This is a genomic window from Bacteroides sp. D55t1_190419_B8 (assembly GCF_015558905.1).
Lineage (GTDB): Bacteria > Bacteroidota > Bacteroidia > Bacteroidales > Bacteroidaceae > Bacteroides > Bacteroides vicugnae.
In genome coordinates, this window is the sequence record NZ_JADMOU010000025.1 from 70,788 (window position 1) to 84,737 (window position 13,950).

The window sequence follows — 13,950 nt, forward strand, 5'->3', positions numbered from 1 at the left end:
TTTTTAAATAGTTAGAAGTTGAAACCTACATTCAGTGAGAAGGTGCGCGGACGTGGATAGAAGGAATTATCCACACCATTAGGAACCTCCGGGTCGACACCGCTGTACTTGGTGATACAGAATACATTCTGAACCATAGCACTCACATTCAGGCTACATCCTTTGCAGATTTGACCGAAATTATAGTTCAACGATAGATTATCCATTTTCAGGAAAGAAGCATTTTCTACATAATAGTCGGACAAGTACTGACGGGTCTGGAATCCGGTTTTCAGATAACTTGTAGACAGGTTATTCAATTGATAGGAGTTGTAGCTTACTGTTTCCCAGGCTCCGGCATTCATAGCCATGGCATTATAGACATAGTTGCCGATGTTTGCACGCAAGCTTGTACTCAAAGTCCATTTTTTCCAGCGCAGTGAAGTACTGAAACCGAGAATGTAATCCGGAGCGGGAGAGTGGTAACGATATAAATCGGAAGAGTTGATTTGTCCGTCTCCATTCACATCAAGATAGGCACCTTCTACCGGTTTTCCTGTTTTTTCATCATAGAGTTGATGATAAACGTAGAACATATAAGGGGCGTATCCCTCACTTAACGTTTGTACTTGGTAACTGTCGATATATGGACCTACTGAAGTATTTGTAGCGACAGCTCCGGCAGATAAAGACAGATTTTTTACCTTCATCTTTTGCCAAGTCATGTTGAAGCTGACATCCCAGTTCCAGTCTTCTGTCTGTACAGGAGTTGCATTTACGCTGAATTCAATACCCTGACTGTCCACATTTCCCACATTGGTGGTGATGTTACGGTCGAAGGTGGTACCTGCTGCGGCGGGAACTGTTGCAATCAAATCTTTAGTTTGGCGAGTGTAGTAGTCAAAGCTACCGGTAATACGGTCTTCCAGAAAGCCGAAGTCGAATCCTATATTCCATGAAGTAGTGGTTTCCCATTTCAAGTCAGGGACGTAAGAGCTGGGACGGTACGTATGAATATATTCATTTCCCATGATACCTTCCGCACCATTTTGGCTTTGAGTATAGATAGGTAGATAATTGTAGTTACCAATACCGTCCTGTTGTCCGGTCACACCGTAACTGGCACGAATTTTCAGATTGCTCAATACCTTATTATCTTTCAGGAAAGATTCTTCCGTCACTCTCCATCCCAAGGCTACAGAGGGGAAAGTACCCCAACGTACATTCTTGGCAAAGCGTGAAGTAGCGTCCCGGCGGATGGTGGTGGTTAACATATAACGTGAATCGAACGAATAATTCAGACGACCGTAGTATGAAAGTAGTACATGGCGTTCGTCTTTAGCCTTTGAAGTCTTTTGTATTTCTCCCAGCGTGTTCATTTCGTAGTAAAGAGGAGTCGTAGCTTTCCAGTACTGATAATCGTAACCGGCTGTTACGTCAAAACTACTTTTAATCGATTCTACCAATTTGTTGTAGTTGGCATACAAAGTCAGCAGGCGATTTTCTTTCTTCTGCGGACCGTAGCTGTAATCCAGACCGGAAGTGGTGTAATTCTGTGCAGCTTCTGCCGGAACATATACACTTCCCTTACCTTGTGCATAGTCGTAACCTAATGTAGCGTGCAGCTTTAAGTCGGGGAAGAAATGAACACGATAGTCCGCATCGATATTTCCGATGAAACGTCTTACGTTACTTTGGGAATCATTCATTTTGATAAGTCCTACCGGGTTCATTACAGCACCGTTGGCTGGTGCACCTGTATTGTCTATTGCTTCCGTGTATCCTCCAAAAGTATCCAGTCCTGAATAAACGGGGATGGTTGGGTTCATTGTAGAAGCTGCCCAGATAGCATTCGTGTTACCAAATGTATTGTTATTAATAGACCCTTTCGCATTAATATTCAGTTTCAAGTGGTCTTTGAAGAAAGAGGGGGTTACCATGATGCTTCCCGTGTAGCGTTCTGCGTTGTCTGTGCGTAATAAACCACTTTGATTGTAATAACCTACTGATATACGAAATGGCCAGTTTTTAGCAATTTTTCCGGAAATACTAAGATTATTATCCGTACCGAAAGCATTCTGATAGATTTCATCATTCCAGTCCGTATGGGCTGTGCCGAGTAGAGATTGTTGGGCAGTCGTTCCTTGCGTACGGATGGTGTTGACAAATTGGCCATAACTTAGCATATCAGCCAGCTTAGTACGTGTCTGGATGGAATTTGTCGTACTGAATGTAATCTTCAGTTTATCCGAACTTCCTTTCTTGGTAGTAATCAGAATAACTCCGTTGGATGCACGCGAACCGTAAATGGCAGTCGAAGAAGCATCTTTCAGAATGGTCATACTTTCAATATCGTTCGGGTTGATGAGGCTAAGGAAGTTTCCGTCATTACCGCTGATGCCTCCCTGTTCCAAAGGAACGCCGTCCAGTACGATCAAAGGGTCATTACTAGCGTTCAGTGAAGCACCACCACGCACACGGATCGTACTTCCCGCAGTAGGAGAACCACTGTTGGACATGATTTGCACACCGGAAATCTTACCATTAATCAGTTGCTCGGGAGAGCTGACCAATCCCAGGTTGAAATCCTTGCTGCTGACGTTAGTCACCGAACCTGTCAGGTCGCTTTTACGCTGCGTACCATAGCCGATTACTACAACGTCGCTCAATACCTGTGAATCACTTTTCAGCTGGACATTCAAAGTAGTACTGTTGGCAGGAACAGGTACTACTTTTGTTTCATATCCTACATAAGAGAATTGCAACTCTTTGCTGCCCTGTGGCACATTGAGTGTATAATTACCGTCGAAATCGGTCACTGTTCCGGTAGAAGTACCGACAATGAGGATACTTACTCCGATCATCGGTTCCTTGTTCTCGTCAATCACTTGTCCGGTGATTTTCTTGCCTCCTTGTTGGGCGAAGGCAGGAATGATGCCTCCTAAAAAGGCTGTACATAACATAAGTAGTACAGTCAGATGGCGTAGATTTAAGATATTCCTGTTCATAATTACTGTGTTATTGATAATAGATTTATTTTTACTTTTTATTTAAAAATCAGCGGCTTTTCTCTTTCTGTCTCTTCCGTTTGCTACCCCCTTTCAGAAGGCTTCAAACGTGGCTCAGACGGAAGATTCGTTCCTCACCGAGGAAGACCTTGTTCCTCACCGATGAACGACCCTTTCCTCACCGAGGAACGAAGGCTTCGACACCGGGGAACTTTAAGAACGATTATTCCAGCCAGATATTTCCTAGTTCAATCTCAACTAAACCTTTCTTGTTTCCTGACATTGATAGCTCCAACTTCTCAATCCTTTCCGGTAAAAATGCGATTTCCGTTTCCGGATGGAAATACTGTTTCAAGAATGTCGGATAAGCTACCGGCAACAATGCCGTGTCTGTCTGGCGTAAATCTTTCAACGGTATCCGTATGATTCCCTCCGATGATGGAGCAGGACAAGGGCTTTTATAAGTATATCCGTCTGACGTTACGAAACCGGCACTGAATCCTTCCGGAAGTGCTTTCGTGCGATTTACCCGGATACAGAGAACGCTACAATCCTTTACTCTTTCTTTTCTTTCTTCAATCAGGTTCTTTACGAACGTGCGGAGGAAATAGTGCGGATTTTCTCCTTTAGGAGTAAACCGGAACCGGAGCAAAGGTTTTTCCACCGGAGAAGAATCAACCAAAGTACGTTGGAGATCATTCCATTCGGGAAGCGTGTATGCTTCTATCCGGCTATCTGCGTCCGTAATAGTCAATAGTGGTATCGCACTATCTGGGGCAACAACACGAGTAGTCCAATAGGCTCCGGAAGTATAATTCCAGTCCAGTGGATTTCCCTTTATTCCCGATGATGAATTCCTGTAACCGGAATTTCCTGTGGGATAAGTGCGAGTGCTGTTGCCCCGGCATACGATGATGTTATACCTGAAACAATCATCCTTTATTTCTGTAGCGGGTATCGTTGCCTGATAGGTATATCCGCCTGTACGTTTCATCTTGATATATGGATTGTGCTCATTCCAAAAAGATATCTTATCGGTGTAGATAATCACAGAATCCGGGAATTCGGTTCCTACCACCTGTGCACTAATCGTTAAATCCTTATTTGCTTCAGTGGTTTCCGATGGAGTATGAACGACTTTATAATCCGTCACACGTGGAGTAGGAGCCACATATTCTCCGATGCGGATGGAATTCCATTGAGAGTCTGCCTGCCAGTTCTGTTTGGGCGTACAGTTTTTACGTTTCAGCAGATAGGTACCCGGACAAAGTCCGCGGATAATCCCGTCTGTCACATCTCCTTTCTGCTGATTTCCTTGATTGAGGGCCGTAAAGGTAAATTCCATTCCTAAATCAGGTATTTGCAGAGCCATGTCCCAAGCACCATAAGCGATGGTAACCACTTCTTTATCAAGTGACGGTTTGGCAAACGGATCGTTCACTACTACCGCGTCCGGCATCACTTCCAGTCTCCAGACTCCCGGTTCGAGGCAATCCATGAAATAAGCACCTGTTCCCTCATAACGAATAATCGGAGAACTGCCACAACCGGCAATGGAAACAAGTTGTGACGCATCTTTGGGCTGGGTGTCGGTATGATTGGAATAATAGAATTTCTTTCCATTATTAAATTCGCTCAAGTCCTCTGTATAACTGACACGAAAACCGTCACCAAATAAAGTGTCCTGTGGATAACTGCCGTATGATTCACCTCTTTTCAGACTGCGTGCAGCTTCGGCGGCTATCTTCATACTGATAGCTTTATGAGGCGTATAGGCAAGATTCAAGAAATGAGTCTGATATTCCGTATTGGCATAAGCGATATCCATCGGATCATACGCAAACTGGGTAATCCATTGGAAGCCTGCTGTACGGAAAGTACGTACCATGGCCGGATACATATAAGAATACATGATATCTGCCGGATCGAACTCATATACCATCCGTGTTTTCTTATCGAATCCTTTCACTTTATCGGAAAAGGGAATATCATAGCGGTCTATAGATGGAAGGAAATTTCCCTGCTGTGTCTGTCCGGATACTAGTCCGATGGGATACCATTGATAAGTAGTTCCCTGAATGGCAGTTTCATAATAAGCCTCTACTACATATTCGTTGTGGCTTACATTATAGAATACAGGTTTGCGGTTTCCTGTTTTATTGATCGCTTTGAGCATCCGGTTGATATAGGCTTTTACCTCTTTCTTCGTACCGGAATGACAAGGTTCATTATTGATCTCGAATCCTACGATGGAAGGGTCGTCTTTGTAGGCTAACCCCGTATATGGATTGACGTGCTTCACCAAACCATGAAGATAGGTTTCTTGTGCAACGATAGCTTCCGGATGGGAGTGCATATCGCATTTATCATATTGATAGGAGAAACCGCCCGTCTGTATGTTTCGTTCGGGATATCCGTTCCCGAAGTTGGTCTGTGCGGTAATCACAATATGAATATTGCGCTCTTTGAGTTTGGCAATCAGATAGTCCATCAGGTCGAGATGCTCGTTTTCGAGGAGATTTCCTTGTCCGTCTGTCAGTTCCACATCCCATAAATGAATACGGTAAGCATTCAGTCCCAGACGGGAGATATGATATACATCTTTATCTATGGCAGCTTTGCGGTCCAGTCCCAAATATCCAATGGCACGGTAAGCATGGGCGAAAGGCAGCGTATAATTAACACCGAAAAAGGAAGCCTCCCGGCGGGTGTCACTCCAACGCATCACCCCATTTCCATCTATATATATAATAGGTGTAGAGGATGATTTGCCCTGCACTTTGACAAAGGCAGATATCAAACAAATAAAGGTAAGGATCAACAGTCTTTTCATGCTATCAAATTTATCGGTTTATTGACAGCAACAAAAGTAATTTATTGGTCATTTCAATAAAAGCACAGATTGGACATATAAGGATAAAAATAGGACGAAATGCCCCAAAATGCCTCTACAGGTCTTCATTAAGGTACTGACGTGGCGTTTTTCCGAATTCTGCCTGAAAACATTTGGAGAAATAAGAATGATTGGAAAAGCCTACCATATACATCACTTCGGCAATGGTAAATTTCTTTTGTTGCAATAACATGGCCGCCTTTTTCATACGGATCGACTTGATGTATTCTACTGGAGACATTCCGGTCAGTTGTTTGATTTTCCGGTAAATCTGCTTATTGCTGATACCGGATAATTCACAAAGTGCGTTCACATTCAATTCTGATTCAGAAAGATGGTCCTCAATCAGGCGGATAATGTTCGACAGAAATTTCTCATCTTGCGATTCAGCTTCGATTGGTTTAAGCACAGGCAACGATTCCAACTGCTTTTTCACCAGTGTTGCCGGAATCTCTTCTTTCTCTACAGCGATAACTGGAATATTCAGGCCAATGGAAGTTCCTTTTCCTTCGTCCGAGGTGACTCCGCTGATGTGACCGCCATGAAGCTCCGTGTAAGTCTTGACCAGATAAAGTCCGATACCCGTACCTTCCTTATTGCCGGAATGTGGAGACTGGAAAAAACGCTGGAAGATATAGGGAATATCTTGTTGCGGGATTCCGGTTCCTGTATCTGAAACACAAATATCCAACAATTCCGTTTCTTCACGATAGAAAAGAGACAGACGGACGCTTCCGCCATCCGGGGTGAATTTGACGGCATTTGAAAGCAGATTATCTAAAATCACTCCAAGTTTGATGGCATCCATATCAGCATAAATCTTGGCTTTATTCGTTTCGAAATGGAATGTGATCCGTTTGTTTTCCTCATAGACAGAAAACAGGCTATGGCTGAATGACACAAGTTCGATGCGCGACAAAATCAGCAGCGAATCTTTATTATCCTCTATCCGGTTGAAGTTTAATACCTGATGAATCAATGAGTTTATTTTCATTGCATTACGCTGCACCTCCTCCAGTGTCTGTTTCTCATGCACTTCTTCTGCAACGGGGAGCAATTGACTGACAGGAGCGATAATCCGGCTAAGCGGTGTCTTTAATTCATTTGACAAATTGGTAAAGAAAGCCATTTTCTGGCGTGATTGCTCCAGAATCTTCTCTTTTTCCATCCGTTCCATTTTCAGACGATTCTTGACACGGAAGAAATTGATAACCCAGGCAATGAGGCTCAAGAATAAAAGAATGTAGACTATCTTTGCCCAAAGTGTGTAATACCATGGAGGGAGAATTTTAATATTCAGGATATATGGATGCTCGGAAGGAGAACCGCTCTTTTCTACTTTGCTGATTACCAGCTGATAATCCCCATAACCCAGATTACTGTACGTAATGCGATTCGTGTTGGATTGCAGGAAATTCCATTCTTTGTCCATACCTTCCAGCCGATAGACGAATTCATGTTTTTCTTCCAGCGAGTAGGGGAGGTCTGAAAGTTCGAAAGCCAGGTTGTTCTGGTCGTATTTTAGTTCGATAGCATCGGTATAGCGGATGTTGGGAATATTCTCTCCGGTATGCGGAGACATCAGTTGATTGTTGATATATAAGGCAGTCAGTAAAATGGAGTGTTCCGGCTGACTCATGGCTTGTATTTCGGGACGGGATATGCCGAACCCATCTGCACCCCCCAGATAGATATTTCCATCTTCCGGATCAAACATGAGACTGGTGAAACGTTTATCCGTCAGGCTTTGCTGGCGGGCATCCATTGTTCTCCGGTCGATGATCCAAAGTCCGTTAGTGGTGGAAACCCAGATGTGTTCTTTTACAGAGGTCATAGACAGAATCTCGTTATTGCTGAAATTGCCGAAAGAGATACTTTGCTGACTCGAGTCTTTGGGATTGATACGCATCACTCCTCCGTGAAATCCTACCCAAAGCATGCCGTCTTCATCCCGTAAAAGGTAGTTCGGGCTCTTCTCGCCACTTAATTCATCGGCAAACAGCTTTGTCACTTGTCGCGTACGGGCATTGATTTTGTCTATCCCTTTGCTGTTGTATAACAATACCCATACATTACCTTCCGCATCAGGGACAATCTGATTAATGAACATCCCCGACAGCCCATTATGAATGGAATAATTTTGATCGGCCACATACGATTTTCCGGCAGATTGTATCAGTTTATGTTTGTCCACAACAAAGATACCTCCGAGACAGGTGGCGATCCAAAGTTTCCCGTCAGTATCTTCAAACAGGTAATAAGCCCAGTTGGTATTATAAGTTCCTGTACTGTCTACGATGTTGTAGTGTACAAATTGATGGGTATTATAGTCATAGCGGTTGATACTTCCGTCTGTGGCTATCCATAACTGCTGTTCTCTATCCTCGTAGATGTGCCGTATCCGGTTGTGGGATAACGGATGTTTTTTATCTCCCATTCTATACCAGATAGCATCGTGTTTATTGCCTGCAGGATGGGTGAACCGGATCACTCCGTTTGTACCTCCGAACCAATAGAATCCTTTGGAGTCCCGGAACAGGGAATAGAACTGATTCCCGTCTCCCGTACCTGTGATTTGAGAAATCGGTACAAATTGCAGCGCACTGTTATAGCGTGACAGGGAAATGCCATAATCTGTTCCCAGCCAGATATTATGTTCCTGATCCGAGAATATGTTCCAGATAATATTGTTGGTTAGTGACTGGATATTGCGTGAATCGTGAATGATATGCTGCAAAGGCTCTTTGTCATTCTGGTATACATAAAGCCCGTTGTCTGTACCTGCCAGCAAATTTTCATCTCCGTCCAGTGCCAGTGATTTGATGGAGTTGTTATGAAATACCTCTATCGCCTTCATCTCTCCTGTAGTGGGATTGTATTGGAAGAGATAACCTTCCATCCCGATCCAGATACATTGTCGGGTGGTGTCTTCCAACAGAGAATTGACAAACAAATTGCTGCCTCCCCGGTTAACAGGCAAAAGGATGTTTTCAAATTTTCCACTTGCCTGTACATAGCGGCATAATCCGTTGTAAGTACCTATATAAATTTGATTGTCCTTTGTCTGAATGATGGAATAGATGGTGTTATGAGACAACCCACTCTGTTTGCTATCGAAGTGATTCAGTTGACGGCTTTTTAACTGATAAGTATATAATCCGTTCAACGAACCTATCCACAACGTATCTCCCTGAAGCACCATGGTACGGACATCCGTTGGAAAATCAGTATCCGGTTGCTCATATTGGTCTGTTCGATAGTTGTAAATAAGAATCCCGTTATCTGTTCCCAGATATAAATAAGTATTGTCTGCTATAATACCGCAGTAGATACGTGTGTTAGTGCGTTCTCCATACGTGAAATGCTGTTGTGTGGAATAACCGTCATAACTGAATAACCCCTTGTTGGAACCCACCCATATCAGTCCCTCGCTATCTTGCAGGAAGCAACTGATCACCGAAGCTTCAGTCCCGAGATAGATGTTGTCGAATTGCTGATAATTTACTTTTTGCCCATATACATTGCCACTGGTACAGTAGACAAGGATGAGAAAAAGAATTGTTGTAATTCGTTCGCGCATGGTGTTAGGTTTGCAGGTTTTTAAATCTGTAATTGTTGTAAAAGTATTCCTTCTTTCTTGCAAATGTAGGAAAAATGTCGGTTACACTTGTAAATATCCCGCTCTTTTTGTTCCTTTGCTATCTATTTATAAACAGAAAACTTACATATGAGAAAACTAATTTATTGGCTTTTATTGCCGTTGGCAGTGGCTGTGAGTGCATGTGGCGGTAAAAAAGGATCTTCAGATAATAAGTCGACACTGGCAATGATGGATAGTGTGGATGCTCACGGATTGCAGCGTATGCAGACGTCTAAGAGCGAAACCGACTTTAAGTTTAAGGGAAAAGATTATCATTCCCTCGTTTCGCGTACTCCGGATGAAAATCTGCCCCATGTGACAAACGAGATGGGAGATACTTATGTCGACAATAAAATAGTGTTGCACCTGACGCGTGGTAACGAAACCGTGTTGAACAAGACCTTTACCAAGAATGATTTTTCATCGGTAGTTGATGCGAACTTCCTGTCTAAGTCCATATTGGAAGGCATTGTGTATGACAAGACTACTCCGCAGGGAATTGTCTACGCTGCGAGTGTTTGTTATCCGCAGACAGATTTATATATGCCGCTTTCCATAACGGTCACCGCTGATGGAAAAATGAGTATACAGAAAGTGGATATGCTTGAAGAAGATTATAACGACGAAGCGCCCAATTAGGCTTGTAGGCGGGTGTTGACAGTAAAATTGCACAAATGTGAAAACATTTGAGACAAAAGAAAGGCAGCCGATGGGGTTGCCTTTCGTATTTTTGCACCGTCAACAAACTTAATACCGAATAGAATGAAGAAAAACATTTTTGCTATCTGTGTGGTAGCAGTAGGATGTACGGCACTGACCGCTCAAACCAAAGATACACAAACATTGGTTCCGCTTACCGAACGGGTAAATGTGCAGGCGGATTCGGCACGCGTCAATCAAATTATAGACGATTGCTGGGTAGCAGTAGGGACGAAAAAGTCTCATGCAATTCAACGCGACTTTACACGTCTGTTCAATGGTAAGCCTTCTTATCGTTTTGAATTGAAGGAAGATGATAACACCCTGTCAGGATATGCCAAAGGGGAAACAAAAGGGCGTGCGGAATTCTCTTATTGTTATGCAACTTCCGATGATTTCAAAGGTCTGCCTGCCGATGTTTATCAGAAAGCGCAGATCACTAAAACCGTATATCATCATGGGAAAGGCATTTGTCCGCAAGGAGCTTCCCGCGACTATGAGTTTTCCGTATATATTCCTTCTTCATTGGGTAGTGATGTCTCGACAATTTTTGCTCAATGGCATGGAATGCCGGATCGTACATTGGTACAGACTCCACAGGGTGAAGTGAAAAAACTGACGATTGACGAGTTCGTTGAACTGGAAAAGACTACGATTTTCAAAAAGAATGAAGGGCACGAGAAAGTTGCCAAGCTGGATAAACAAGGTAACCCGTTAAAAGACAAGCAAGGAAATCCTGTATATCAGGCCGGAAAGGCTAACGGATGGCTCGTGGAACAAGGAGGCTATCCTCCATTGGCGTTCGGGTTCTCCGGCGGATGGTTCTATATCAAAGCAAATTCCGACCGTAAGTGGCTGACGGATAAAGACGACCGTTGCAACGCAAATCCCGAAAAAACACCGATTATGAAACCTGTAACATCAGACTATAAAGCATCGACCATTGCTTACAAAATGCCTTATGCCGATTTTCCGAAAGACTGCTGGATTACATTCCGCATTCATATTGACTGGACAGTTTATGGCAAAGAGGCGGAAACGATTGTAAAACCGGGCATGCTCGATGTGCAGATGGACTATCAGGAAAAGGGGAAAAAGGTTAGTAAACACATTGTAGACAATGAAAAAATCATGATTGGACGTAACGACGATGATGGTTATTACTTCAAGTTCGGTATCTACCGTGTAGGTAATAGCACTAAGCCGGTATGTTACAATCTGGCAAACTATTCAGAAAGGTAATTAGTCAGAAGGTAAAAAGAGAGTGATATCCGGGTGTCCTTTTGTGGGCATCCGGATATTTTTTAATTCTCTTACCGTTTATTCGTCAGCGCAGCAATGATATACTTTCCTGGTGCTTGATACTTTCTCTTTCGCCTGTCTTTTTTCCTCTTCCAACTGTTCCCGTTTGACTCTTCTGATGATTTCCCCTTTCTGATGTGCTCTTCCCTCTTTTTTCAGGTTTTGAGCACCGTTTTCTACTTGTGTTTTAGACTCTCTGTGAGTTGTTTTTTTACTAGCCATAATTTGCTAATTTTAACAAAGTTAATAATGCTGAAAAAATAAGTCTACATTTGGTAAGCGTGTGCCAGGTATGCAAAAAGATTTGTTTTTTTGCCGCTTGCCAAATGGTATATATATAAAATAACTAGTGATGCAAATGATGAACAAAAATGGATTTAGCCGATGTGCAGAGTTCTACATCGGTCGTTTGCGGAAGGAAGGGAGGCATTCTACAGCGCATGTCTATAAGAATGCTATTTTCTCTTTTAGCAAATTTTGTGGCACGTCCAATGTGTCGTTCAGACAGGTCACCCGCGAACGTTTACGACGTTACGGGCAGTATCTTTATGAGTGTGGTTTGAAGCCTAATACGATTTCTACGTATATGCGTATGCTTCGTAGTATTTATAACCGGGGAGTAGAAGCGGGTAGTGCACCTTATGTGCCTCGGTTGTTTCATGATGTTTATACGGGAGTAGATGTTCGCCAAAAGAAAGCTTTGCCTATCGGTGAATTACGTAGACTTCTGTATGAGGATCCCAAATCGGAGCGTTTGCGTCGAACGCAGGCTATTGCTGCCCTGATGTTTCAATTCTGTGGAATGTCATTCGCGGATTTAGCTCATCTGGAGAAATCAGCTTTAGATCAGAATGTGTTACGGTATAACCGTATCAAGACTAAAACTCCGATGAGTGTGGAAATACTTGATACTGCAAAGGAAATGATTAACCGGCTTCGTAGTAACCAGGATTCTCATCCTGATTCTCCGGATTATCTGTTTGATATTCTTCGTAGCGATAAAAAAAGGACGGATGAAAGAGCTTATCGGGAATACCAGTCTGCCCTTCGTCGATTCAACAACCGTTTAAAGGACTTAGCGAGAGCTTTACGTTTGAAGTCTCCTGTCACTTCTTACACACTTCGCCATTCTTGGGCAACGACCGCGAAGTATCGGGGAGTATCGATTGAAATGATTAGTGAATCATTGGGACACAAATCTATAAAAACCACACAAATCTATTTAAAAGGCTTCGGGCTTAAAGAACGTACAGAGGTAAATAAAGGGAATTTATCTTACGTTAGGAACTGCAATATTAGTAAGTGATTTGTATTTAAAGTGTTGATAATTAGAAGTAAAATATGTGTGTTACTTCTTAGGTAACGGATTTAAAATTGACGCAAAGATAGACAAAAACACAAATAGAAAACAAATATTCCTCCACTTTTTTTCGTTTTATCTGAAACATAGGGCAAAAAACTATCCGAACATGAAATAATTTTATTTTCATGCTCTATGCTTTTTATTGCCTGATCCCAACTATTTCTAGTTGAGTATTAGGCTTTTCCATATTTTACGCCTTTGTCATGTGTGTGATTTCTATTTTTCCAGTAGTGTATGTTTTGTGTATGTATTGTCCGTTACCTAAGAAGTAACAGATGAACATGGGGTAAAAAAATATGATTTTAACAAAACCGAAATCAGTAAATGCCGGGCCTAGTAGTGGGACAGGGGAAGGCGTAGCACACTCAAAACGCTGGTATGTAGCACTCGTTCGAATGCATCACGAGAAGAAAGTTGCCGAGCGTTTATCTAAGATGGGAATTGATTCTTTTGTTCCCGTTCAGCAGGAAATTCATCAATGGAGCGACCGTCGTAAGATGGTTGAATCTGTTCTTCTTCCAATGATGGTATTTGTTCATGCTGATCCATCTGAACGTAAAGAAGTTCTAAGCTTTTCTACAGTGAGCCGTTATATGGTGATGCGTGGAGAAAGTACTCCGGCAGTGATTCCTGATGAACAGATGGCTCGTTTCCGTTTTATGCTTGATTATTCAGAAGAAGCTATTTGTATGAATAGCTCTCCTTTGGCACGTGGCGAAAAAGTTCGTGTTGTGAAAGGACCTTTGACTGGACTGGTTGGTGAATTGGTCAGTGTTGATGGTAAAAGTAAAATTGCAGTTCGGTTGAATATGCTTGGCTGTGCCTGTGTAGATATGCCTATTGGTTATGTTGAATCTGCAGACATTCATGTGGGCTAATTTTTCTAATTTGAATTGATCGATGAAAATACAAACGCTTTTTCGTACTTTTTTTCTATTTTTGATACTGGGAGTTTGTTCTCCCTTAATGGCTCAAAATATGAGCGACTTCCAAGTTCTTGAATATGTCAAGGACGGCATCCGCCAGGGTAAAGAACAAAAGCAACTAGCCTCCGAACTGGCACGCA

General features: G+C 42.6%; 8 protein-coding genes. 4 read left to right on the plus strand and 4 right to left on the minus strand.

Features of this window, described 5'->3' with window-relative positions; all coding sequences use genetic code 11:
- Positions 1-11: 11 nt before the first annotated feature.
- The 3 genes from I2I13_RS18495 to I2I13_RS18505 all read right to left on the minus strand — a co-directional run bounded on the left by I2I13_RS18495 (position 12) and on the right by I2I13_RS18505 (position 9,460).
- A complete protein-coding gene (locus I2I13_RS18495; RefSeq protein WP_195650175.1) occupies positions 12-2,987 on the minus strand; it encodes a TonB-dependent receptor in 2,976 nt (991 codons plus the stop codon).
- 223 nt (positions 2,988-3,210) lie between these two features.
- Positions 3,211-5,820, minus strand: coding sequence for a cellulase family glycosylhydrolase (locus tag I2I13_RS18500; RefSeq protein ID WP_195650176.1), 2,610 nt, complete (start codon positions 5,818-5,820; stop codon positions 3,211-3,213).
- A gap of 115 nt (positions 5,821-5,935) precedes the next feature.
- Complete coding sequence (locus I2I13_RS18505) at positions 5,936-9,460, minus strand: two-component regulator propeller domain-containing protein (RefSeq protein ID WP_195650177.1); 3,525 nt, start codon at positions 9,458-9,460, stop codon at positions 5,936-5,938.
- Positions 9,461-9,607: 147 nt separating this feature from the next.
- Between I2I13_RS18505 and I2I13_RS18510 the strand changes: the two genes are divergently transcribed.
- Together I2I13_RS18510 and I2I13_RS18515 are read left to right on the plus strand one after the other, a co-directional pair.
- Complete coding sequence (locus I2I13_RS18510; RefSeq protein ID WP_195650178.1) at positions 9,608-10,159, plus strand: DUF4738 domain-containing protein; 552 nt, start codon at positions 9,608-9,610, stop codon at positions 10,157-10,159.
- Positions 10,160-10,282: 123 nt separating this feature from the next.
- Entirely contained in the window at positions 10,283-11,461 is a 1,179-nt protein-coding gene (locus tag I2I13_RS18515) for a heparin lyase I family protein (protein ID WP_195650179.1), read from the plus strand.
- Between the two features lie 78 nt (positions 11,462-11,539).
- On the opposite strand, the gene I2I13_RS18520 is transcribed toward I2I13_RS18515, so the two are convergent.
- The gene (locus tag I2I13_RS18520; protein ID WP_195650180.1) at positions 11,540-11,743 is read right to left on the minus strand and encodes a hypothetical protein; all 204 of its coding nucleotides are present in this window, start codon (positions 11,741-11,743) and stop codon (positions 11,540-11,542) included.
- 136 nt (positions 11,744-11,879) lie between these two features.
- On the opposite strand from I2I13_RS18520, the gene I2I13_RS18525 reads away from it, so the two are divergent.
- The gene (locus I2I13_RS18525; protein ID WP_272224992.1) at positions 11,880-12,827 is read left to right on the plus strand and encodes a tyrosine-type DNA invertase cluster 3b; all 948 of its coding nucleotides are present in this window, start codon (positions 11,880-11,882) and stop codon (positions 12,825-12,827) included.
- Positions 12,828-13,180: 353 nt separating this feature from the next.
- Positions 13,181-13,762: a UpxY family transcription antiterminator gene (locus I2I13_RS18530; RefSeq protein ID WP_032846245.1), complete on the plus strand. Its 582-nt coding sequence runs from the start codon at positions 13,181-13,183 to the stop codon at positions 13,760-13,762.
- Positions 13,763-13,950: the final 188 nt, after the last annotated feature.